Source organism: Streptomyces sp. GQFP (assembly GCF_021545335.1).
Lineage (GTDB): Bacteria > Actinomycetota > Actinomycetes > Streptomycetales > Streptomycetaceae > Streptomyces.
Genome location: NZ_CP089312.1, coordinates 4,042,043 through 4,065,124, shown reverse-complemented (window position 1 = coordinate 4,065,124; position 23,082 = coordinate 4,042,043). Strand labels below are relative to the sequence as shown.

The window sequence follows — 23,082 nt, the reverse complement described above, 5'->3', positions numbered from 1 at the left end:
GTGCTGGACCCACCATTTGGAGCCGGTTCGACCACAGCAGGAAATCAGCGCGTCCTAATTTTCGGGCAAGCGGGATGCGCTTCGAGTCGCCAGTTGGGCCGGCAGTCACGTGAGCGACGGCCACCGATCGGCGGCCCACTCCGGCCAACCCGACCAGCCAGGAGGCGGACCGTCCACCTCGTGCCCATCAACTTCCCTGGCGTCGGGTTCCTCGAACAGCGTCCTCCCGTGCGAGAGGTCCGCCTCGCTCATCTGGAAGGTCTGCTCCGGGGCGGTCGACTGGCGATGGGCGATCCGAGCACTTTGGGTCTCAGGGTCCACCGGCATGTACACGAGGCGACAGGAAGCGCCCGCGGCCTCCACCAACCAGCGGATCGCGGACCTCTCGTCACGAGACCAGCATCCGTAATCCAGGATCACGTCGGTGTCAACTCCCAGCGCCTCCAGGCCGAGCCAGAGCAGCCGTCCTTCCAGCACATCGCGCTTCCCGGCCGGCTGCGGATCGCCGAACAGCGGGAGCATCCACTCATCCGGCGTCAGCCGCAGCGCGTTGTGCTCCTTGGCCAGTTGCCGAGCCCTCGTGGTCTTTCCGGCCCCTGGCAGGCCGACAATCAGGAACAACGTCGTCACACCCGGATCGTTCAAGGAAACGAGACGGAGGGCAACTGCTTTCTTCTCGGAGACCGTCGGGACCTTTTCGCGTCTCGGCGGCATGGCGACGAGCGTGACCTCGCCTCACTTCGCTGTCACTGTCGTGAGCCGTCGATCAGCTTCTGCACGGCGGGCGGAAGCTCGGTGCCGGAGCGGACAGCGACAGCGACGAGTACGGCTTCGTCCGGTGTCTCTCCGACCGCGACGGCCGCCTTCGGGGAGATTCCGTGCACCGCATACACGGTCAGCTTTGTGCCTGACCCGCCGGCTTCGTCCTGGCCACCGGTGTCGTCGCACGGTGGCAGGGTGGCGTCGCCGAGCTGCTGGCCGATGGTGAACTCCGCGTTGGCGACGTCCTGGTAGGTGCGGCCTTCGTACAGGATCTGGTACGCGCAGGAAGCAGACCCCTCGTCGGTACTACTTCCCTGCGATGTACACGCGGTTGACGCCATGGCGGCGATTGCCAGTACAGCGCTCATGGATCGTCCGACCCAGCTCATCGACAGCCTCCGGATGAACGCGGCGAGACGCGAGGACGCGTCTCTTGCCGACTGCCCCCACCGGCCTGGACGCGATCGACGTGAAGATCAAGTGCCGGGTGACCGAGGTGACGCGGTACGCGTCGTAGTCCGCCCGCGTGTTGTTCTCTTTGTTCCCTGTACTGCTTTGGGCGCGAGCGCGTCACGCGCCCGCGCCCCCAAGGGAAACCGTTCTCAGATCTTCACCGCCCCCGAAGCCACCCCCCGATAGAACCACCGCTGCGTGATGACGAACAGCACCAGCACAGGCACCACAGAGATCACCGACCCCGCCATGACCATCCGCTGGTCGTAGCCGAACGACGACGACTGGAGTCGTGAAAGGCCCAGCGTCAGCGTCATGTTGGCCTCGGAGCGCAGCACGATCAGCGGCCACAGGAAGTCGTCCCAGGCGCTGATGAACGTGTTGATGACGACCACCATGATCGCGCCCCACGCGGACGGCAGATACAGGTACTTGAAGCGCTGCCACTCGTTCGCGCCGTCCAGCATCGCCGAGTCCTCGATCTCGCGCGGGACCGCGAGGAACGCGCCGCGCATGAGGAGGACGTTGATCGCGCCTACGAAGCCGGGCAGCCACACGCCGGCCAGGCTGTCGACCAGGCCCAGGTCGCGGATGCTGATGAACAGCGAGACCATGATCGACTCGAAGGGGAACATCATCGAGGCGATCAGCACCACCCAGACCGCCTTGCGGCCCTTCCAGGAGGGCTTGGAGAGCATGTAGCCGGCCGTCGTGGAGAAGACCAGCTGGCTGGTGATCGACAGGGTGACCACGATCAGGCTGTTCTTGATGTACGACCACACCGGCACCTGGTCGAAGACCGTCCGGTACGCGCGCAGGGTCGGGTCGTGCGGCAGCAGGGTGGCGTTCGCGCCGAAGACGTCCTCGCTCGTGCCCTTCAGGGAGGCCAGCAGCTGCCAGAGGAGTGGGCCCACTGTGAGGCCGAGGACCAGGAGCAACAGCAGGTAGCGGACGAGCAGTTCGCGCGGGCGGCCGTAGTCCCGCCAGCGCGGCATCAGTCGTCGGCGCTTGTCGACAGCGGCCGTGCTCACGACTCGTCCTCCTTCGTCAGACGCTGTGCCAGCAGGGTCAGCCCCAGCGTCAGCGCGAACAGGGCCACGCTGACGGCCGAGCCGTATCCCGCGTTGCCGGTGATCGGGTCCAGGCCGACGTCCCGGATGTAGAACGGCAGGGTGCGGTCGGCGCCGCCGGGGCCGCCGGTGGAGCTGCCGAGCATGTAGATCTCGGTGAACACCCGGAGTGATCCGATGCCCGTCAGGGTGCCTACGAGCATCATGGCCGTCCGGACGCCGGGGATCGTGATGTTCCAGAAGCGGCGGATCGCGCCGGCGCCGTCCATCTGCGCGGCCTCGTGCAGTTCCTTGGGCACGTTCCCGAGGGCGGCCAGGTAGAAGACCATGTACCAGCCGAGGCCCTTCCACAGGGTCAGGCCCATCGCGGAGAGCAGGATCAGCCACGAGTCGGAGAGGAAGGGGATCGCCGACCTGATCAAGTGGGCTTTCTCCAGCCAGGTGTTGACCAGGCCGTCGTCCGCGAGCAGCCACTGCCAGCTCAGGCCCACGACCACGCTGGAGGCCAACACCGGTGTGTAGAACGCCGATCGGAAGAAGCCGATGCCGGGCAGGTTCTTCTCCACCAGGACGGCCAGCATCAGCGGCAGCAGCACCATCAGCGGCACGACGATCACCGCGTACAGGATGCTGTTGCGGGTCGCGAGCCAGAAGTCGTCGTCCTGGAACATCCGTGTGTAGTTGTCGAGTCCGACGAAACTCGCGGCACCGCCCAGCGGCTTGGCGTTGGTGAACGACAGCAGGACCGTGTTGAGGAACGGGAACACCCCGAAGACCACCGCGCACACGATCGCGGGGGCGGTCCACAGCCACGGCAGCCACCAACGGCGGTACATGGCCGCCCCGTTGGCCCCGGGAGCGGGACCGGGCAGCGCGGCCCTGGCGAGTCGGCGGAGGCGGGAAGGAGGAGGGGACGGGGCCGGGGCCGGGGCCGGGGCCGGGGCCGGCGTGGAGGCCAGGGCCTCCACGCCGGACGCCGGGTTCGTGATCTGTGCCGTCACCGTCAACTGCCCTGCTTCAGCAGCTCGTTCGACTTCTCCTGGGCGTCCTTCACGGCGTCCGCCGCGCTCTTCTTGCCCTGCATGGCCAGCTGCACCTGGGACACGATGGCGTTCTGCACGGCCGGGGAGAGGCTGGTCTGGTTGGTGGAGGCCGTCTTGAGCTGGTCGGCGACGAGCTTGCGGGCCTGGGAGAACGGGTCGGTGCCGGTGACGTTCTGGAAGAACGGGTCGTTCAGCGACTCGGTGGTGGTCGGGAAGATCACCACGGCCGGGTCCTTGCACCAGGCCGTCTGGTTCTCGGCGTTGGTGAGGAACTCCGCGAACGCGAGCGCCACCGGGGCGTGCTTGCTGGTCGCGGCGACCGAGATGAACTGCGGGGCGCCGGCGGAGGCGACGCCGAGGGCGTCGTAGGGCTGCTGGCCGACGGCCGTCTTGGCGTAGACCGACGGGCTGTTCTGCTTCACGAACCGCACGAAGCTCGGGTTCGTCGAACCGTAGGCCACCTTGCCCTGGCTGTAGAGCGTGGACGGGTCGTTGCTGGAGGACAGCGAGTCCTTCGGCATCGCGCCCTCCTTGTACAGCTTCGCCATCCACTCCACCCACTGGGTGGTGCGCGGGTCGTCGCCGAAGACGGCGGACTTGCCGTCGGTGGAGAGGGTCTTGATGCCCATCTGGTCGAAGTCGGAGGGGATGCGCCAGATCGGGTTGGCCATCGTCGCGAAGTACTTGCCGTCGGCGGCCTTGGCGACCTTCTCGTAGTCGGCGAAGAGCCCGAAGATGCTCGTCGGAGGCTTGGCCGGGTCGATGCCGGCCTTCGCCAGCAGGTCCTTGTTGTACGTCAGCAGGACGCCGCCGGTGTACCAGGGCAGCGTGGTGTGGATCGACTTGCCCGAGGCGTCCGCGAAGGTGGCGGTCTTCCAGAACGACGGGACGAAGGGCTTGGAGGCGGCCGGGTCCTTGGTGCCGATGTCGAGCAGGTAGCCGGCCTTGGTGAGGGCGGTCGCCGTCGGCGCGTTGACGTTGATGACGTCGGCCATCGTGCAGGCCTGGGCGTCGGCGACGGTCCGGCTGGTGAAGGTGTTGTCGCCGGGGTCGTCGATCCACTTGACCTTGGTGCCGGGGTTGGCCTTCTCGAAGTCGGCGATCACGCCGTTGAAGAAGTCGCTGAAGTCTTTCTTCAGGTTGGTGGTCTGGAAGGTGATCGTGCCCTTGACGTCCCCGGTCAGCTTCCCCGACCCGACGTTGCCCTTGTCGACCTTGCAGGCACCGGCGGTGGCGCCGCCGTCGTCGGAGCCTCCGGAGAGGCCGCATCCGGCGGCCGTCAACGTCAGTACGACGAGACAGGACAGGGATCCGGTCAGTCTTCTTGCGCGCATTGCTGCTGCCCTCCTGGAGCATCCTGGATGTCCTGGATGCTGGTTCAATTCACCAACTTTGACTCCGATTGATGAAAAGGTGGACCAGAATTCATCGGAGGTCAATGGGGTGCCGTGTTGCTTTTGTGTTCCGGAACGGGTGCGCGCCGCTTCAGTGGCGGTGTTCGTGGTCCGGGTGGGACGGGTCTCCGGGGTGCTCGTGGCCGGGTGCGTACACCACGTCCGCGCGCGCCAGATCGAGCCACGAGAAGAAGGCACGCCGGCCTGCGGCCTGCCTCAACTCGGCCTCGATGCCTGCCTTTACGTGCTCGTACGGGAGGAAGTCCGCGTCTGTCGCGGCGCCGAAGGGGTCTGTGCCGGCGCGTAGCGCGTCGGCTGTGAGGAAACGGTCCCTGTTGCGGTCGTAGTACTCGCGTACGGCTGCCTCGGGGATGTGCTGGCGGGATTCGAGGTGGGTGAGGAGGGTTCGGGCTGCGGGGGAGTAGGCGAGGGTCACGGCGACGATGCTTCCTAGGCCGGCTACGTCGGCCTGCGGTACGGCGGGCAGCTGACGGGTGAGCGCTTCCGGAGGTTTGAGGCCTCGGTCCTCGCATGCCCGTCTTGCCAGTACGTCCGCCACGACCACCTGTGTTGCCCAGCGGCGGCGTTGTCGCTCCGCGGAGGGGGTTGTGTTTCGGCTGCCGGGTGGTGGGGGCTGGTCGCGCAGTTCCCCGCGCCCCTTCAGGGGCGCGTCACCGCGGCCCCCGCCATCCCGCACCGGCACTGCTGCCAGGACCGCCTCCACCTCCTCCCGGGGTATCGGCTCGCCGCCTACGACGGCGCAGGCGTCCTCGTGTTGGTTCACGGGGTCACCTCCAGGACCACTGCCTCCGTGTACGCGACGCAGCCGTGCCAGCCGACCTTCGCCATCAGCCAGTACGAACCCGGTTGCAGGGCCCCGCCGTTCACCTCGATCCCGTACTCCACCGACTCCCCGGCCGGTACGGCGAACCCCTGGACCCCGGGACCGACCCCCGCCCAGGTCCCCCACGAGGACACGGCCCACAAGGTGCCGTTGATCTCCCCGAGGGTGGTGTTGTGCAGGCTCACCGGGACTCGTACGCGCTCTCCGCGCCGCACGACGACCCGGTCAACCCCCAGCGCTGTCACCAGAGTTGGGCCGACGAGCCCGCCGCCCGGCACATCCAGGGCCACGGCGTCCTCGTAGACCTGGCCGCCGTACGGCAGGCGTGCGGTGAGCCAGTGGCGGCCCGGTCGCGCGTCCGGGGGTGGGGTCACCGTGACCTCGGTGAGGGTGAAGCCGGCGGGGCCGAGGGCGTACGGCAGTTCGGCCGGTTCGGCGGACCAGCCGGGTGGGACGCCGAGGGACAGCGTGCCGGAGACCGGGGAGTCCGTCAGCTCGGAGCTGATCCGGACCGTCGCCGTGACCGGCCCCGAGGCGGTGAGGGTGGTCGGGGAGAGGTACACGGCCACGGGCAGGTTGCCGCGTGGCGCCGGGCCGGAGTTGTGCAGCCAGTAGCGGGTGTGGACGGGCTGCGCGGGCTCGTACGCGTCGACACCGGCACCCGGGTCAACGGCCGCCTCCCCAGCGGGAGTTGCGAGTACCGTCGCTACCTCGAAGCCGGTCAGGTGGGTGCTGAGACCGCCGTCCGGGGCAAGGGGTAGCGGCTCTCCGGGCCGCTCCAGTACGTCCGTACGGGCGCCGTCCGTCCACGGCAGCGGGCCGCGTATCCGCGCCGCCGTCGACCGGCCGTTGACCTCGTGCATCCGTACGACGACACCGCGCCCGGGGTCGGCGGGCGCCACGCTCCCGCGTGCCAGCGGCGAACCGGCCGGCTTGAGCGCGTCGAGCAGCACCTCGCCGGCGGGTTCGAGGCTCAGCAGGGTGGTGGTGCGCGGCAGGCCGCTGCCGTCCTCCGGTGGTTGCTCCCGCAGCCGTGCCCGTAGCGGGTGGTTGTACGCGTGTCCCGCCCGCGGCAGGCGCAGCTCGCGCCAGTCGCCCGTGCCGCCCAGCACCGCGTACTCGAAGGTGTGCGACCAGCGTTGGAGCTGGAAGCCCGAACCGTCGGGGGTCGTACGGCGCGGCGGGTCGACCCAGATGCCCGACGGCCAGCCGGTGCAGGAGCGCATCAGGGACATGTAGAGGTCGCCGGACGGGGTGACCACGCAGCCGGGCGTGCCCCGGTTGAGGACGGCGAAGCCGGTGCCGTCCCAGGTGTCGCCCGGCGGCAGTGCCTCGCCGCCACCCGCCGCCGTGGCCTGCACGACGGCGTCGCCGAGGTCGGCGATCAGCGCGTCCACCGCCTTGGCGTCGTCCTCCGGGCCAGTGCCCGCCACCACGAGCAGCGGCAGCCGTTCCAGGTCGCGGAGGTCGGCCCCCGGTATCCATTCCTCGCGCAGCCCCGCACGCGGTGCGACCCACACCGACGCGATGCCCGACTCGGCCAGCTGGCGCCGGAGTTCGCGTCCGGCGGCCGGGTCCATGGCGAGGGCCTCGGCGACCACGGAGTTGCGTTCGGGAGCGCCGACGGCGATCCGGATGTCGGGGAGGTTGGAGTCGACTTCGAGGTCGCCGTAGCGCTGGCCGCCCGCGATCGTCGAGGTGGCCGTGACGCCCACGCGTACGAGCGCGGCGGCGAGTTCGGCACCGAGTTCGCCCGCCTCGGTCCAGGACGGATAGATCAACTCGGCGACACCGATGGCCCGTTGGCCGAGCAGCGCGCCGGAGTCACTGTGCACCGCCACCCGGGCGGTGCTTCCCAGCCCGAACCAGTTGTTGGCCGGGTTGTCGAGCGTCCAGGGGAACTCCTTGCTGTCCACCTCGACGAACCCGAACCCGCGCCCGATGACCGCGTCGGCCACCTCGTGCACGGGCAGCCCGCCCTGGACGTTCGACGGCCAGCGGATCCGGATGAGGCGGTCGGAGCCGTCGTACCCGTCGATGGTTGTCGTGAGGTCCAGCCGGTCGACCTCCTTCCACAGGGTCAACTGCTGGGTGTAGGTGAGGAGTTCGCCGAGGGGTGCGGTGACCGTGATGCGTGACCCCGCCGCCGAGTGCTCCACCTTCACCGAAGCCGTCACGTCTCCGCTGCGGGCGGCCGTCGTGCCGGTCGGCGTGAGGTGCCAGGGCCCCTCGCCGAAGCGCGGGTGTCTCGAATACTCCTCCTGCACGACCAACTCGTTGCCGATGTCACCGGCGCGGAGCAACTCCCGTCCGCTGTCCGTGAGTTGGCGCAGGCTGCTGACCCCACCGCCGCGCTCGGGATCGACCGTCACCTCGTAGAACTCGTTGCGGATGACCAGACCCTCCCCGGGGGTCCAGTCGGCGACCGTTCCCTCGGCGAGGGGGAGTGCCTTGAGGCCCAGCCCCGGCACCTCCGGTACCACCACCCGCAGTTGACCGTCCGCCTCCCGAACTGCCGGAAGCGGCAGGCCTGTTGTCTCGTCGACCGGTATGAGTCCGTTGGGGAGGTCGGTGGTGAGGGTGTCCCGGCGTTGCCAGGTCGCGGAGTTGAGGACGACGAGGTCGGGGCCGCCGCCGGGCAGCGGGGTGACGCGGTCGGCGAGGGCCTGGGTGGCGTCTGCGTGCACGGACTCGGCGAGGTCGTACAGCTCGCGCCAGCCCGTCAGCAGGTCGATGTAGACCTGGTCGGACTCGGAGCCGGTGATCGCGTCGTGGTGGGCGCCGTAGACGAGCTGCCGCCAGGCCTTGTCCAACGCCGCGTCCGGATAGGGGTGTTGGGCGACGAGGGAGGCGAGTGTCGCCCAGGCCTCGGCGTCGGCGAGGAGTGTCTCGCCGTACCGCTGGGCCTGCTTGGTGTCGATGTACGAGACGTCCTTGCCGGTGTAGATCGGGTTCATGTCCCGGGTCTGCGGCGACGCCTTGCGTCCCTCGGCGTCGAGTTCGGCGCGTACGGCGGCGAAGAAGTCGCGGGGGATCGCGGAGACGAAGCGCGGCCAGACGTACCGCTCGTTCCAGTCGCGGTGGATGCCCATGACCCAGCGGCAGGGCGGCGCGTAGTCGCCGCCGACGGGGAGCAGCACATTGCGCGTGAGGGCGACCTTCTTCAGCCCGGTGAAGAGCTTGAGGGCGGCGGCTTCCGCCTCCGGGAGCGTGGGCGCGTTGTCGATGGCCCAGCCGGCGCCGTAGTGATTGACCATGTACGCGGTCAGCAGCCCGCGTCCGGAGGGGGCGATCCAGTCGAACTCGGCCTGGAACTGCATCCGTTGGGGGTCGCGGGGCGGCTCGCCGAAGACGTTCAGGGTGGGCCCCCACTGGTGGAAGGGCCCACGAGCCCAGGAGCTGGACGACAGCCCCGCGTCGGCCATCAGGCCCGGGAACTGAGGATCGTGGCCGAAGGCGTCGAGCTGCCAGGCGGTGTGCGGGTCGGCGCCGAGGATTCCGCGCTGGAAGCCGTCGCCGTAGAGGGCGTTGCGTACGGTCGCCTCGGCGCCGGTGAGGTTCGTGTTCGGCTCGTTGTACGTGCCGCCCATGATCTCGACGCGCCCGGTGCGCAGCAACTGCCGCAGAAAGGCGCGCTCTTCGGGGAACGCGTCCCAGTAGGGCTTCAGGTAGTCGACCTCGGCGAGCACGAAGGTGTACGCCGGGTCGCGCCGCGCGAGATCGATGTGCGCGCGGACGAGGCTCATCCCGGACTGGCCGCGGGAGTCGAAGGTACGGGCGGGGAGACCGGAGGTGGCCGGGTCGTCGGCGACGTCCCAGGTCTCGGTGTAGGCGGCCTGGGTGTTCCACCAGACCGGGTCGTAGTGGAAGTGGCTGACCATGAACATCGTCCAGCCGGGCTCGGCGACGAGGAGGGCGCCGGTGAGGGATGCCTGCTGCTCGGGGTCCTCGGTGTCCTCGGCGGTGACCGTGACGTGGGTGCGCTCGCCGGGAGGCAGGTCGCAGAGCACGGGTATCTCGACGCGGAGGGTGCCGTCGTCACCGACGGTCGAGCGGATGTCCCCGTCGGAGCGGACGCCGGGGCCGTCGGCGGTGAGGCGGACCGTACGGCCGGCGGTGTGGCCGATCTCGGCGGTCACCACCTGACGCGGGTGCTCGGCGCTGCCGACGAACAGCTCGGTCGACTCGACTGAGGTGACGCGCATGGGTCTCCTACGAGGCCTACGAGGGAAACAGATCGATATGGCGGGGCCCCATCGTGGCACCGTTCGGATGGTTCAAACAACCATCTTCAAGTTTCCTTGGTGGTTCATCCATGCAAAAGCCGCCTCCGGATGAGTCATCCCGAGGCGGCTGCGGTCGGCTGTAGTGGTGCTCAGCGAGTGCGGCGGGACTTCACCGCGTGCTCCCTGGCGATGTGGTCGGTGAGGGCGAGGGAGGCGCTGGCGCGCTGGTAGGAGAGCTGGGCGACCCGGACGTACAGGCAGTCGATGAGGACGAGTACCGAGTGCCGGGCGCCGATGCTCTCGGTGCGGAAGCTGGTCTCGGAGGAGGACGAGATCAGCCGTACGTCGGCGGCGCGGGCCAGCGGGGACTTCGGGTCGGCGGTGATGGCGACGGTGGTGGCGCCGCGCTGCTTGGCCAGTTCGAAGGGCTCGATGGCCTCGCGGGTGGAGCCGGAGTGCGAGATGCCGATGGCGACGTCGGCGGGGGTGAGGAGGGCGGCCGAGGTCAGGGCCGCGTGCACCTCGGTCCAGCCGCGCACCTGGCAGCCGATGCGGAAGAGCCGCGTCTCGGTCTCCTGGGCGACCGCGCCGCTGCCGCCGACGCCGTACACGTCGATGCGCCGGGCGCGGGCGACTGCCTGCCCGGCACGCTCGATGGAGTCGAGGTCCATCCGGTCGATGGTCTGCTGGATGGCCCGCAGATCGGCGCTGCCGACGACCTGGACGACCCGCTCAAGGCTGTCATCAGGGGAGATGTCGGGCCCGATCTCGGCGGTGCCCCAGTCGGAGACCTCGCCGCGCCCGCGCTCCTGGGCCAGCTCGATGAGCAGATGCTGGTAGGAGTCGAGGCCGATGGCACGGCAGAACCGGGTGACCGTGGCCTGGGAGGTGCCGGTACGGCGGCCCAGCTCGGCGGCCGAGCAGTGGGTGACGGCGGCGGGATCCTCGAGGATCAGCTCACCCACCTTCCGGAGGGAGCCGGCGAGGCGAGGCAGTTCCGTACGGATGAGGGTGGTGACGTCGGTCGGGGGCATCCCGTTGCCGGAGCCGGTCCGTTCCATGGGGTACCCGATCTCCTCGGTGCTGTACTGGTAGTGACGACGAATGTATCAGCCACCGTCTATTGGGCAGTTTGAATTCCAGGACCAGGAAGGCTGCCTGTGGCGGTCCTGGGTCTCCGACCGTTGCTCGCGGCCCGTACACTGTGATTTATTGATTCACCGATAGAGCTAGAGCGGGTGGTTTCATCCACCGGTGGGGAGTGTCGAGTGTCCGTCGAGTCCGTCAGTGCCCAGGGCTTCGTGCGTGAGAGCCGGGCCGTGCTCGACCGCATCACCGGGTCGGAACCGGTCCGGGAGTCGGTGGCCCGCGCCGCCGAACTGATCGCGGACTGCATCCGCGCGGACGGCGTGATCCAGGCCTTCGGTACGGGCCACTCCCAGGCCCTGGTCCTGGAACTGGCGGGCAGAGCGGGCGGCCTCGTCCCCACCAACCGTCTGTCGATGGCCGACCTCGTCCTGTACGGAGGCGACGACCCGAGCGCCCTCGACGACCCCCTGCTGGAACGCAAGCCGGGCATCGCCGAGCGACTGTACGACCTGGCCGCCCCGCAGCCGTCCGACCTGTTCGTGATCATCTCCAACTCGGGCGTCAACAACGTCATCGTCGAGATGGCCCTGCGCGCGAAGGAACGCGGCCACAAGATCCTCGCGATCACGTCCCTCACCCACACACGGACGGTCCCGGCGGGCCACAGCAGCGGCAAGAAGCTGGCGGACATCGCGGACGTGGTCCTGGACAACGCGGCCCCGACGGGCGACGCGCTGCTGGAGCTCCCGGGCGGGGGCGCCGTATGCGCACTGTCCACGCTGACCGGCGTGATGCTGGTCCAGATGACGGTCGCGGAGACGGCGGCGGTGCTGATCGGGGCGGGGGTGCGGCCGCCGGTGTACGTGTCGGCGAACGTACCTGGGGGGTTCGAGGGGAACTTGGGGCTGGAGCGGCATTACGGGGGCAGGATTCGGCGGCCGGCTAGCTGAGTTGGACTGAGCTGAGCTGAGGAGACCTGGGGACGGGGCATCTCCCGGTCCCCGTCCGACTTGATCTTCGACTTCGGCTGCAGGAAAAGCAGTTGCTGAGCCGACGCCGGTCATGGACGATCCCGGACCGTGACGACACCTGCAGAAGAAGCCCGCCCTGCCCGTCCGCTGGCCCTGGTCACCGGGGTGGGCCGCACTGTGGGTATCGGTGCCGGGATCACCCGTCGGCTGGCGGAGTCGGGCTGGGACATCGCCTTCACCTACTGGACCCCGTACGACGCACGCATGTCCTGGGGCACCGAGCCGGGCGCGACGGAGGAGATCACCGCGTCGCTGACCGCGCTCGGCGCCGCGAGCACGGCGATAGAGGCGGACCTCGCGGACCCTTCGGCTCCGGCGCAGATCTTCGACGAGGTCGAGCGCGGAATGGGCGGCGGCGGTGCCGGGGTCACGGCACTGGTGATGTGCCACTGCGAGTCGGTCGACTCGGGCCTGCTCGACACGACCGTAGAGAGCTTCGACCGCCACTTCGCCGTCAACGCCCGCGCGACCTGGCTGCTGATCCGGGAGTTCGGCCGCCGCTTCACGGCGCCCCCGGGAACGGGCCGGATCATCGCCCTCACCAGCGACCACACGGTGGGCAACCTGCCGTACGGGGCGAGCAAGGGGGCCCTGGACCGCATCACCTTGGCGGCGGCCCACGAACTCTCCCACCTGGGCGTGACGGCGAACGTCATCAACCCCGGCCCGGTGGACACGGGTTGGATGACGGAGGAGGGCAGGATGAACGCCATCCGCCACACCCCACGGGGCCGCCTGGGCACTCCGAAGGACACGGCACGCCTTGTCGACTTCCTGTGCTCCGGGGAGGGGGAGTGGGTCAATGGGCAGTTGTTGATGAGTAATGGGGGGTTTGGGTAGGCCTGGCCCGGTCGAGTGGGAGGACGCGAGGACGTGGACGTGTATGAGGCCGTGGACAGTCGCCGGGCTGTGCGGGCGTTCAGCGATGAGCCGGTGTCCAAGGAGATACTCGAACGAGTGCTGAGCGCGGCGACGCGGGCTCCGTCGAGTGGGAACCTCCAGCCGTGGCATGTGTACGTCGTGACCGGCGGGCCCCTGGACAGACTGAAAGGGCGCACCACGGCCAGGGCACTGGCGGGAGACCCGGGTGATGACCGGGAGTATCCGATGTACCCGGCCGAACTGGACTCGCCGTATCTGGACCGGTTTTCCGCCGCGCCCGCCTGCTGTGTACCTCACCGCTGAGGCGGCTTCGGGAGTCAGGTGAACTCCGAATCCTTCGAGGCCGGAAGCGCCCGCCCCAGGCGTGCGAGCGGGGACAGGGCCATCACCACCGGGGACAGCATCATGGCCGCGGCCGTCACCAGGAGGCTGGTGCGCAGCCCCCACGCCTCCGAGAGCAGTCCGCCCAGCAGGGAGCCGAGCGGAGTCAGCCCCATGCCGACGCACGTGATCGTCGCCGCAGCGCGGCCCTGCATCCCGTCCGGAGTGACGGCCTGCCGGACGGCCATGACCGTGACGTTCACCAACTGGCCGCCGGTCCCGAACACGAAGCTGACGGCCAGGAGCGCGGAAACCGTCACCGCCGACGAGCCGTGCAACGCGGGCACCCACAGGAACGCGCCGTCGCCCAGTGCCGCCGCGGCCACGAGCACGGCACCGTAACCGAACCGGCTCGGCAGACGCGCGGCCAACACCGAGCCGAGGAACGCGCCGGGCCCCGTTGCCGCGAGCGCCAGTCCGATGGTGGTGCCCGACAGGTGCAGTTCCCGTGGCAGGAAGAGCAGGTAGACGGTCATCATGGCCGCGAAGGAGAACTGGAAGGCGGCCGAGGCGAGACACACGGTCCGCAGCGAGGTGTCGCCGACGACGAAACGGAGGCCCTCATGGATCCGCCGCCAGACCTGCGGGGGACGTTCCGAGTGTTCTGGAATCGATTCGATCCGGCGGATCCGTCGGATCGACAGGGATGACAGCGCGAAGAGCAGCGCGCTGGAGGCGGCGGCGATCGGCGCCGACAGGAGTGACACCAACGCACCGCCGAGGGCGGGACCGCCGATCTGGGCTGCGGAGCGGCTGCCCTCGAGCGCGCTGTTGCCCCGCACCAGCTGATCGCGTTTCACCAGCCTGACGAGAGACGTCTGGTAGGCCACGTCGAAGAACACGGACAGCGCTCCCACGGCGAAGACGACCACGAACAGCGTCGACAGGCTGAGCCGGCCGAAGAGGGCGGCCACGGCGGCGGCGCCCAGTGCCAGGGTCCGGCCGAGGTCCGCGAGCACCATGACCGTACGGACCCGCCACCTGTCCACCCACGCACCGGCGAAGAGCGAGAGCAACAGGATCGGTGCCTGCCCCACCGCGCGGAGAACGCCCAACTGGTCGGCACCGGCGTCGAGTGTCAGGACGGCGAAGAGCGGTAGAACCACCAGGCATGCGTGTTCGCCGAGTTGGGAGGCTGTCTGCCCCACCCAGAGGCTGCGGAAGTCGCCGTCCCGCCACAGGGCCGGCGGGGCGGGCCGCCTGGATCCGGATTCGGCAGGGGAAGCAGAGGAAGCAGAGGAAGGGGACGGCACGGGGGATCCCTTGGTCGCCGACGACAAGGCTCCGCCACCCGGCGCACGTAAGGCGCGCCTACGGTTCAGGCGGGGAGGGCTCGCTGTGCCGCAACATCAAGGGCAGCACGCGATGACGGGCCGATCTCGGCCAACAACGTCAACGCGCGCTCGGACGACCGGGCATGTCTTCACTCCTCGTGGGCCACTCGCTGCACCTGGACACTAGCCCTCGGCGGCCTGGCGCGAAAGGTGATTGAGGACGGTGGCGGGCTGGCTCCGGGTGCCTGCGAAAGGCCGCCCCCGCGTCAGGCCGCGGCACTAGGTTGTGCCGATGACCCGCCCCCTGCCACCTGGCGGCACTGTGCTCGATGCGGACGAACTGGCGGCCCGCTGGGCGGACGCCTGGCGTCCGGAACAAGTCGCGGAGCGGTTGGGTGGGGTCGGTGCGCCCTGGTGTGTCGCGGCGGGGTGGGCGCTGGATCTGTTCCGCGGGCAACAGTCGCGGCCGCACGGCGACCTGGAGATCGCGGTGCCTGCGGCGGGGTTCCCGGAGATCCGGCGCCGCTTCCCCGAGTGCGTGTTTGACGCCGTGGGTTCGGGGCGGGTCTGGCCGGGGGCGGGAGCCGAGGCGCTGGCGGCCACGCACCAGACGTGGCTGCGGGATCCGGCGAACGGGCGGTTCCTGTTCGACGTCTTCCGCGAGCCGCACGAGGGCGGGACATGGATCTGCCGGCGGGACGAGAGGCTGCGGCTGCCGTACGACAGGATCATCGAGCGAACGGCGGACGGAATCCCGTATCTGGTACCGGAGTTGGTGCTGCTGTTCAAGGCCAAGGCGCCACGGCCCAAGGATCAGGCGGACTTCGCCGGGGCGCTCCCGCTGCTGGGCCGGCCGCGGCGGGATGCCCTGAGCGAGTGGCTGGAGCTCGTCCACCCCGGGCATCCATGGCTGGCGGAGCTGGCGGGATGAGGATCTGGGCGGGGGTGGGCCGGGTTACAGGGGGATCAGGCCGGCATCGGTCGGCCGGAAACCGCAGGCATCGAAGTAGAAGGAGCGGAGGTGCTCCTCGAAGTCCACGTGCAACCACTCGCACTTGGCGGTACGGGCGTGCTGCGCGGCGGTGGCGATGAGAGTGGCGCCGATGCCCTGGGACCGGCAGCGCCGGGCCACGACCGTATCGAGAACGAAGGCGTGAACTCCGCCGTCCCAGGCGACGTTGACGAACCCGATGAGGGAGTCGCCGTCCCAGGCGCAGACCCAGCCGAGGCTGTGGCGTTGCAGCCGGGCAAGCCAGTCGATGTTGCCGAGTGGTCCACCGAAGCCTTCAGCGTGAAGGGAGTTGAGGGAGGCGTTGTCGAAGTCGCCGCGCCACTCGTACCTCGTCGTCACGCGGTCTCACCACCTTCATGATTCAGTGCGGCGGGTACGACGACCGACCGTGCTCGTTCACGCACCTGCGGTGGCTTGAATCAGAGCAGTACTCTCGAAATCATGGCAGAGCACTTGGGGGACCGGCTGAAGCGGCTTCGCCGTGTGGCCGGTCTGACGCAAGAGGGCCTGGCGGAGAAGTCGAACCTGTCCGTCGACACGGTGAGGAAACTGGAACAACGGCAACGGCACTCCGCGTCGTTGCCCACGCTTCACGCCCTGTCGGGGGGCCTCGGGGTCGAGCTGACCAGCCTTCTCGGCGATCCGCCCGGAGTGCCCTCGAACGGGGAGGCCGATCCGCCTCAGCTGGTCGCGCTGCGTCGCGCGATCATGCCCCCGATGTTCGCTCCTCCGCCGGAGCCGTCCGGCGTCGAGAAGCTGACACTTCCCCTTCTCCGCAAGGAGATCGCCGCCGCGTGGACTCTCTACCACGATGCCGAGTTCGCGGCCCTGATGGAGGTTCTGCCGGGCATCGTCAACGATGCACGGTTCGCGGCGGCCGTGGGTACCGGCGATCAACGGGCAGAGGGCCAGGCCGCGTTGGGGAAGTCCCTTCAGCTGGCCGGCCATCTCGCCATCCGCCTGGGGAAGACCGATCTCGCCCTCTCCGCCCTCGAACGGGCCATGAACGCGGCCGACGACTCCTCGGATCCCCTCCTGGGGGCCATGGTGACCAACTCCGTGGCGTGGAACTACCAACGCCAGAACCGGCTGGGAGACGCCGAACACGCCGCCGTGTACGCGGCTGATCGCGTGGAGCACGAGAACAGCTCGACGGCCGAGGGCGTACGCGTGTGGGGCGGGCTGGTCATGTCGGCGGCCACCAGCGCGGCCCGCAGCGGCGACTACGACAAGGCCTCGGACATGATGCGGACGGCCGAAGACGCGACCAGGCAACTGGCGAAGCTGCCCCCACCCATCGACGGGAAGATGGTGAGCGTCTTCAGCCGGTCGTCGGTACGCATCGAGCGCGTCCGTCTGGCCGTGCAGCACGGTCGCCCCGACGAGGCCCTGAGCCTGGCCAAGGGGATGCGGCTGAGCGCCGACACTCCGCCCTCGTGGCGTACGTGGCTCCTCCTGGACGTCGCTCGGGCACACACCGACCTCGGGGACGCAGAGGGGGCGGTGAAGGCACTCGAACGGCTTCACCGGATCGCCCCCGCATGGATGCGACACCACACGCTGGCCGTGGCCATCGTGACGGATCTGTGGGCCGGCCCTTACCGTCCACCGGGTCTGCGCAAGCTTGCCGAGTTCCTGGGAGTGGCCGGCTAAGACCGCAAAAGGGGGACACCGCGTCCCTGTCGTCGCACGCACTCCGGCGGAATCATCGCCCCTGCCAGCGAGTCTGAGGGGCGAACGATGATCAGGCAGAGTCGACACAACGCGGCTGAAGCGCGCGCGGCGGTTGCCCGCGCCGAGTTAGTCGGTTCCGAGCACAAGGGCACCTTCTGGCTCCTTTTCTGGCTCCTTGTGCCTGAGTGCGTCCCACGGGAGTTCGCTCCTCCAACTCGCCCCCTCATACACCGAGTCGAAGCCGGTCTTCGCCGTATGGCCGGGTCATGAGCGGACAGAAGACTTCGTTCGGCATCCCGGTCCTGCACACGCCCGGCCTCGAGCCCGTGGGCGTCGAGGGGTGCGATGTGTGCGGTGCCCTGGTGGGCCAACAGGAAGCCGCTCGCGAAAGGGGCGCGCGCGACGCCGTGTCACGCTGCAACGCCGAGCTTCGCGCACACCCGCACCCCGATTCATGACGGACCCACCGAAGCCTCGGGCAGGTCGCCGCCGCAACGATCCGGGGAAGCCGAACCTTGTCGAATTCCTGAACCGGCTACCGGGTTACTGCGCCGCGTGCGCGGGCTGGCGCGAGGTCTGGTGTCCGCACTGCTGCGGCTTCGACGGCTGCGCGGGTTGCGCGTACACGTTTCGCGTTCGGTGTCCGACCTGCGCGGGCGGAGACGCGGAGCCGATCCGATGGTGAGGCTCGCGCACCACCGCGACCGGCAACCTCTGAGCCCCCGCCCCGACAGGTTCGAGAACCCTTGGACAGGTCGCCTGCCGGGGCGGGTTCCACCCCACCCACAAGGAAGGGGCACAACCAGTATGACCGTCGCACTAGAAGCTCTGAGCGGCACGATGTACCGCGACCCTCGGGAGTTGCTGAACGCGGTACGCCCGTACGTCACCGAGAAGACGACGACATCGTCGATGCTCCCGGTGCCGAGGGCATCGACCTGTGGGAGCGTGAGGTACGGCTGTTGCTGCGCGACACCGTCGCCGTACGCAGCCTCGCGGAGCGCGCCCTTGGCCAAGCCGTCGCCTACCTGGTCACGGCGATGGAGAGCCCCGGCGTCGACATTGGACCGGGCTACACCGTCGACCTCGGCATTCACCAGATCATCCTGGACACGCCCGTCTACTTCGCGTTCTGTGAGGTGTACAGCGGCGGCGCGTACAAGCACCACGCTCCGCTCGTCGAGCGGCGCCGCGACGGGACCGTCATGCGCACGGCCGACGTGATCCGCGAACACGGCTTCGAGATCGACGACGAGCTGTGGCAGGTCGACGCGGCAGACTGCGGGCCGTGTGACGACAAGGTGCCCGACAGCCACTGACCAACCCGACAGGGTGCCCGGTTCCTGCTCCCCCGTGGGAGCTGGGCGCTCGTCTCAGTCCGCTCAACTACGCACCGAAGGAAGCCCGTTGGCCGCTCAACACGACTTCGACGACGAACGCGCGGTGTGGGACACCTACGCCGAGTCGACGTGGAAGGACGTCTGCGACTCCGAGCCGGTGTTCCGGTGGACTCAGTACGCGGGGCACGGGCCCGGTCCCGAAGTGCTCGGCGAACCCGAGAGCGCGCCGGAGATCGGCTGCGGTACGGGCCGCGCGCTCGCGTTCCTCGCACGGCAGGGCGTGAAGGCTCGCGGGGTGGACATGTCGCCGGTCATGGTGGCCAACACGACGCAGCGCTGGGGGTCCCTCGGGGTCGAGTTCGTGTGTGCCGAAGTGCTCGACTTCCTGAAGCGCGACACCCAGACCTACGACGCCGTGTACTCGGTCTTCGGCGCCGCCTGGTTCAGCGACCCCCGGAAGCTCTTCCCCCTGGTCCGCCGACGACTGAACCCCGGGGGCGTGTTCGCGTTCTCCCAACCACCGGCCATCCCCGGGGCGTACGGGCCGCAGGGCATGTACAAGGGCGGCTTCGCAGGCCCGGCCAGATACACCTACCGCTACAGCTACACCCCCGCTTCCTGGCGGAGCCTTCTCGTGTCGGCAGGCTTCATGGAAGCGGTGGCGGTCGTTCTCGATGCACTTAAGCCCGACCACATCGGGACGTTGAGCGTGCGGGCCGTTGCCCCGTAGAGGGCCGTCCAGCGTGATGTGTCAGAATTCTGAGGGTTCGTGGGCGGATGTGATGACGGTCTGACCGGTTCTTCCACCGGCTGATCTCTTCACGTAGTCTCCCCCTGCATCACAGCAGCATGTTCACGCCACGGTTGGGGGGCCGTATGCGGCACCGTTCTACTCCACTTGCCACCACTCTGGGTGGGGCGGCGCTGGTGTGCTTGGCCGGTGGGTTCGGTGCGACGGTCGTGCGGTACGACGCGGACACCCCACGGCTGGACATCCTGGTTCCACTGGCTTTGGCGGCCCTGTTTGTCGGCGGTTGGGTGCTGGCTGTCCGAGCGGCGCCGCTGGTGGAGCGGCTCGCTCCGTCTCCGGCCCGGGACGGGATACCCAGCACGCTGCGGGCGATACGCCGCGACTGGGGGCATGTCGCAGCGGCGTACCTCACCATCTGGGCCCCGTACGCCGCAGCTCGCGCCGCATTCGGCACGGGCGGGTCGGTCGTCGGCAGTGCGTTCTGCGCGCTCACCCTGCTCTTCGCCGTCGTGATGTCCCTGTACGCCACCGGTCTGCTCACCACTCAGCTCGGTGCCGCGCAGCGGATGCTCAGGGAGGACGCCGTCTCGGGAAGTGTGCACGCGGTCCGGGTCCGGTTCGGCCCGGCGGTGAGGGAGGACTATCGGCGGCCCACCGGAACCGGGGTCGGCTCCATCACGACCACCAGCTCGTACTACGTAGACCTGTTGTCTGAGGGTGATTCCGACGGGCAGAAGGCCATCCGGCTCCGGTCTATGGACGCCGGCGCCAACTTCCGCATACCGATCGGTGAGAAGCACCTGTCCTACGCAGCCGCCCAGTTGTCCGGTCACTCCGGCTGGCTCTGCTGGCCCAAGCGGTGGAAGGACATCGCGGGCACGGACAAGCAACGCCAGGTTTCCGCCGCCTTCGTCGCCGACACCGGCCATGTGGTCTGGGGCCGGACGGCAGAACGGGACTGGGAACCCTGGCTGCGTGGCGAGGCGGCGCCGGTGCGCGAGACCGACAGCGGGCTCGCCGCCGAACCGCTTCCCCACCCGTCCCGGTTCCGCCCCGAGGCGCACACCGCAACCCTGCTCATCGCGGCGGTCGCGGCCCTCACCACGGTCCCCTACCTGCTCGGTTCCGTATCGTATGTGGTGGGCCTGGTACTTGGCGCGGTCGCGGGAATCCTGGCACTTGCCGCAGGGGTACGTCTGGGTTTCATCGGCGTCCAGAAACAGAACATGGATCCGGAGCTGTGGACGGTGCGCGAAGAGGCGCATCCGTCGCTGCGCTGAGTTCCGTTTGTCGGCTTTTCGGCGAGTGCCCCGGGAAATTGGGGTGCTGGCACCGGGCCCGCATCCCTACCCTCGGTCCATGCGCCCCGAATCCGCCGCCCTCCTCAACGTCATTGACGTAGAAGCGACCTGCTGGGACGGACAGCCGCCGCCCGGTTCCGTGAACGAGATCATCGAGATCGGGCTCACCGTCGTGGACGTGTCCGCACGCCGCCGAGTGTCCCGGCACCGGGTTCTGGTCCGGCCCGTCCGGTCGAGGGTGAGTGAGTTCTGCACCGAGCTGACCGGCCTGACGCAGGCCGAGGTGGAACGGGGCGTCAGCTTCGCCGAGGCGTGCCGGGTTCTCGTCGAGGAGTACGGGGCCGGGGAGCGCCCCTGGGCGAGCTGGGGCGAGTACGACCGCCGTCAGTTCGCCCGGCAGAGCCAGGCCGACGGGGTGGCCTACCCGTTCGGTTATCCGACGGAACGCACCCACACCAACGCCAAGGCCGTGTTCACGGAGGCTTACGGACTGCGCAGAAAACCCGGCATGAGCCAGGCCCTCCAGATCGCTGGCCTGCCGCTGGAGGGACGCCATCACCGGGGTGAGGACGACGCGTGGAACATCGCCGCGCTCGTTCTTGATCTGGTGGGGCGTGGGGCGTGGCCGGTCACGGACGCGGTCGTCTAGGGCGGTGGTCAAGGACTCAGCCTTTTCCAACCTGAAGTTGCAGGTCGCCGGGCTGGTTCTCGACGCACCGAGGCCCGACCACCTAGGGACGTTGAGCGTTCGGGCGGTGGCCCGTAGGGGGCGTGCAGGCTTTGCCGGGGCGCTCCACGCGACCAGCTCGAAACCGGATACTCAGAATCGAGCTGTCCCGGGCCCGGGCTACACCTTCTTGACGGTGACGGTCTCGGGAAGCAGCCTCTCCAGGTCGTCCACGTCTGAGGTGAATACGGTGACCTGCCCTTTCTGCTGACGTGCGATGACGGCGAGCACGGCCTCGGCCAGGAGCCGCCGAGCCTCTTCCTTGCCGACCGTAGCGACGCCAACGCGGGAGAGCACCCAGTCCCAACGCTGCTCGGTGGTCCGTCCGTCGTACGCCTCGACCAGCGTCATCGGCAAGAGGGTAGGGGCGTGGCCGTCCGAATCCCGGCCCGCAAGGTCCCGGCGCGACCTCGGTATCACGATCAGGATCAGTAGCGGTGGTTGGGCCAGTGCGGGTCCTCCAGCGGGCGGGGCCGGTGAGGCCCATCAGCCGTACCCGGTGCAGGAGTTCCTCGGTCTCGGCCGTCGCGTCCTGGGTTCGCAGCCGTGCGGGGGCATGGTGGACCAGCCAGGCCCTCAGCTCGGTGCGCATGGCGTCCGCGTTTTCGTCCTCCCACATCCGCCAGGGAAGTTCGTCTCCCAGCAGGTCGTGCTCCCAGTGGTCAGCCGCCTCCGCCAAGTGCCGGTCGGCCACCGGGTGATCGAGTGCCTCCCAGACCGTGAGCCAGGGGCTGATGGTGCCCGAGGCCTCGGCGCACAGTCCGAGGAGTTCGTGTACGGGGACGACGGGGTCCGGGTCGGTGAGGCTGTACGCCCACCAGGCGTGCAGGAACTCCTCCACAGCCGTGCTCTGGCGCACGGGCCACCGGTGCCAGCCGCCCTGCGAGAACGAACGTCCGACCTCGTCTATGAGGTACGGCTCCACGAGGCCGCCTGTCAGCGCTCTGGCGAACTGGGGCAGGATGCGGCGCAGTACAGCTCCGTGGTCCTTCCAGTCGAAGGCATACCAGGTGCGGTACAGCAGGTCCGGGTCGAGTTCCACGTCCGGGACCTTCAGCAGTGCGAGTTCTGCCTCGCTGCCCCAGTGGCAGTCGCACTGGACCTCGTCGGCGCGTGCGGTCGTACCGCGAAAGGCGACGGCCAAGTCGTCCAGGGCACGATCGAGCCGGAGTCGGGCGGGAGCGGCGTTGTCGAGGTTCGTCGTTGCCGGGTCCGTGGTCGGGTTCATCGTGTCGGCACAGCCTCAGGGGACTCCAGGTGGCTTCCGCCAGCCGAAGATTGCGATTCTAGTCCCTGACTACCGCCACCCGGCCAGCGATATTTCCAGCCCGCCACCGCCCAGATAACTACGAAGCGCCCCCGCACTCGACCGCACGAACTCCCCCGGCAACGCGTCCACTTCCGCCCAGCAGACCTCCGCGTGCTTCTCGGGTTCCCGGTTCTCCGGCTCGCCCGTCCAGGTGTGGGTGGCGAAGACGACCGTGAGGTAGCCGTTCGGGGTCTCGGCGCCCTGGGCGCCGTGGACGAGGTGGGCTACCGACAGGGACTCCGGGGGCACCCGCAGGCCCGTCTCCTCGTACAGCTCGCGTACCGCCGTCTCGGTGATGGGCTCGCCGGGTTCGCTCTTGCCCATGGGGAGGTCCCACATGCCCTGGCCGAACCTTGCGTTCGGGCCGCGCCGGAGGAGGACGACCCGGCCCGCCGCCCGGTCGTGGACGATGACCGCCGCGACGAGCACCGTCATCGAACCGAGGGGCGGCTTCAGGGTGTTGAGGGTTGCGGGGTCGTTGTTCGTCATGGTGCGGCGGAGTCTAGGGCCGCCCACTGA

At 69.1% G+C, this 23,082-nt stretch carries 20 protein-coding genes and 1 pseudogene; 9 read left to right on the top strand and 12 right to left on the bottom strand.

Annotation, left to right across the window (positions count from 1 at the left end; all coding sequences use genetic code 11):
* Nucleotides 1-105: 105 nt before the first annotated feature.
* The 8 genes from LUX31_RS17970 to LUX31_RS17935 form a co-directional block, all read right to left on the bottom strand.
* A complete protein-coding gene (locus tag LUX31_RS17970) occupies nucleotides 106-630 on the bottom strand; it encodes an AAA family ATPase (RefSeq protein WP_235475794.1) in 525 nt (174 codons plus the stop codon).
* A gap of 116 nt (nucleotides 631-746) precedes the next feature.
* Nucleotides 747-1,130, bottom strand: coding sequence for a DUF6281 family protein (locus LUX31_RS17965; protein WP_235475793.1), 384 nt, complete (start codon nucleotides 1,128-1,130; stop codon nucleotides 747-749).
* Between the two features lie 234 nt (nucleotides 1,131-1,364).
* Nucleotides 1,365-2,210, bottom strand: coding sequence for a carbohydrate ABC transporter permease (locus tag LUX31_RS17960; RefSeq protein WP_443046059.1), 846 nt, complete (start codon nucleotides 2,208-2,210; stop codon nucleotides 1,365-1,367).
* Nucleotides 2,211-2,242: 32 nt separating this feature from the next.
* Nucleotides 2,243-3,286 (bottom strand): carbohydrate ABC transporter permease, encoded by a 1,044-nt coding sequence (locus LUX31_RS17955; RefSeq protein ID WP_235475791.1) that lies wholly within the window; start codon nucleotides 3,284-3,286, stop codon nucleotides 2,243-2,245.
* A 2-nt stretch (nucleotides 3,287-3,288) separates the two neighbouring features.
* Nucleotides 3,289-4,662 (bottom strand): extracellular solute-binding protein, encoded by a 1,374-nt coding sequence (locus tag LUX31_RS17950; RefSeq protein WP_235475790.1) that lies wholly within the window; start codon nucleotides 4,660-4,662, stop codon nucleotides 3,289-3,291.
* A gap of 151 nt (nucleotides 4,663-4,813) precedes the next feature.
* Entirely contained in the window at nucleotides 4,814-5,506 is a 693-nt protein-coding gene (locus LUX31_RS17945; protein WP_235475789.1) for a peptidyl-prolyl cis-trans isomerase, read from the bottom strand.
* A complete protein-coding gene (locus LUX31_RS17940) occupies nucleotides 5,503-9,771 on the bottom strand; it encodes an NEW3 domain-containing protein (RefSeq protein ID WP_235475788.1) in 4,269 nt (1,422 codons plus the stop codon). Before LUX31_RS17940 ends, LUX31_RS17945 begins: the two co-directional genes overlap by 4 nt.
* Before the next feature lie 170 nt (nucleotides 9,772-9,941).
* Nucleotides 9,942-10,826 carry a MurR/RpiR family transcriptional regulator gene (locus LUX31_RS17935; RefSeq protein WP_235479964.1) on the bottom strand — a complete coding sequence of 295 codons (885 nt, stop codon included), beginning with the start codon at nucleotides 10,824-10,826 and terminating at the stop codon, nucleotides 9,942-9,944.
* A 234-nt stretch (nucleotides 10,827-11,060) separates the two neighbouring features.
* Between LUX31_RS17935 and LUX31_RS17930 the strand changes: the two genes are divergently transcribed.
* The 3 genes and pseudogenes from LUX31_RS17930 to LUX31_RS17920 form a co-directional block, all read left to right on the top strand.
* Nucleotides 11,061-11,831 carry a sugar isomerase domain-containing protein gene (locus LUX31_RS17930; protein ID WP_235475787.1) on the top strand — a complete coding sequence of 257 codons (771 nt, stop codon included), beginning with the start codon at nucleotides 11,061-11,063 and terminating at the stop codon, nucleotides 11,829-11,831.
* 129 nt (nucleotides 11,832-11,960) lie between these two features.
* Complete coding sequence (locus tag LUX31_RS17925) at nucleotides 11,961-12,752, top strand: SDR family oxidoreductase (protein WP_235475786.1); 792 nt, start codon at nucleotides 11,961-11,963, stop codon at nucleotides 12,750-12,752.
* Between the two features lie 33 nt (nucleotides 12,753-12,785).
* Nucleotides 12,786-13,076, top strand: a pseudogene (locus LUX31_RS17920) (nitroreductase family protein); the annotation flags it as partial.
* 35 nt (nucleotides 13,077-13,111) lie between these two features.
* Here LUX31_RS17920 and LUX31_RS17915 read toward each other — a convergent pair.
* Entirely contained in the window at nucleotides 13,112-14,428 is a 1,317-nt protein-coding gene (locus LUX31_RS17915) for an MFS transporter (protein ID WP_443045975.1), read from the bottom strand.
* Nucleotides 14,429-14,741: 313 nt separating this feature from the next.
* Here LUX31_RS17915 and LUX31_RS17910 point away from each other — a divergent pair, with 313 nt between their 5' ends.
* A complete protein-coding gene (locus LUX31_RS17910) occupies nucleotides 14,742-15,380 on the top strand; it encodes a nucleotidyltransferase domain-containing protein (protein WP_235475785.1) in 639 nt (212 codons plus the stop codon).
* A 24-nt stretch (nucleotides 15,381-15,404) separates the two neighbouring features.
* On the opposite strand, the gene LUX31_RS17905 is transcribed toward LUX31_RS17910, so the two are convergent.
* Nucleotides 15,405-15,800 (bottom strand): GNAT family N-acetyltransferase, encoded by a 396-nt coding sequence (locus LUX31_RS17905; RefSeq protein WP_235475784.1) that lies wholly within the window; start codon nucleotides 15,798-15,800, stop codon nucleotides 15,405-15,407.
* Between the two features lie 99 nt (nucleotides 15,801-15,899).
* Between LUX31_RS17905 and LUX31_RS17900 the strand changes: the two genes are divergently transcribed.
* From LUX31_RS17900 to LUX31_RS17880, 5 genes are all read left to right on the top strand, one after another.
* Nucleotides 15,900-17,114 (top strand): helix-turn-helix domain-containing protein, encoded by a 1,215-nt coding sequence (locus LUX31_RS17900; protein WP_235479962.1) that lies wholly within the window; start codon nucleotides 15,900-15,902, stop codon nucleotides 17,112-17,114.
* 983 nt (nucleotides 17,115-18,097) lie between these two features.
* Entirely contained in the window at nucleotides 18,098-18,454 is a 357-nt protein-coding gene (locus LUX31_RS17895; protein WP_328285669.1) for a hypothetical protein, read from the top strand.
* Between the two features lie 88 nt (nucleotides 18,455-18,542).
* Entirely contained in the window at nucleotides 18,543-19,205 is a 663-nt protein-coding gene (locus LUX31_RS17890; RefSeq protein ID WP_235475783.1) for a class I SAM-dependent DNA methyltransferase, read from the top strand.
* 203 nt (nucleotides 19,206-19,408) lie between these two features.
* Nucleotides 19,409-20,506, top strand: a complete 1,098-nt coding sequence (locus LUX31_RS17885) for a hypothetical protein (protein ID WP_235475782.1) — start codon at nucleotides 19,409-19,411, stop codon at nucleotides 20,504-20,506.
* 79 nt (nucleotides 20,507-20,585) lie between these two features.
* Entirely contained in the window at nucleotides 20,586-21,176 is a 591-nt protein-coding gene (locus LUX31_RS17880; RefSeq protein WP_235475781.1) for a 3'-5' exonuclease, read from the top strand.
* A gap of 198 nt (nucleotides 21,177-21,374) precedes the next feature.
* On the opposite strand, the gene LUX31_RS17875 is transcribed toward LUX31_RS17880, so the two are convergent.
* Both LUX31_RS17875 and LUX31_RS17865 read right to left on the bottom strand, forming a co-directional pair.
* Nucleotides 21,375-21,605, bottom strand: coding sequence for a hypothetical protein (locus LUX31_RS17875; RefSeq protein WP_235475780.1), 231 nt, complete (start codon nucleotides 21,603-21,605; stop codon nucleotides 21,375-21,377).
* A 946-nt stretch (nucleotides 21,606-22,551) separates the two neighbouring features.
* Nucleotides 22,552-23,052, bottom strand: coding sequence for an NUDIX domain-containing protein (locus LUX31_RS17865; RefSeq protein ID WP_235475779.1), 501 nt, complete (start codon nucleotides 23,050-23,052; stop codon nucleotides 22,552-22,554).
* Nucleotides 23,053-23,082: the final 30 nt, after the last annotated feature.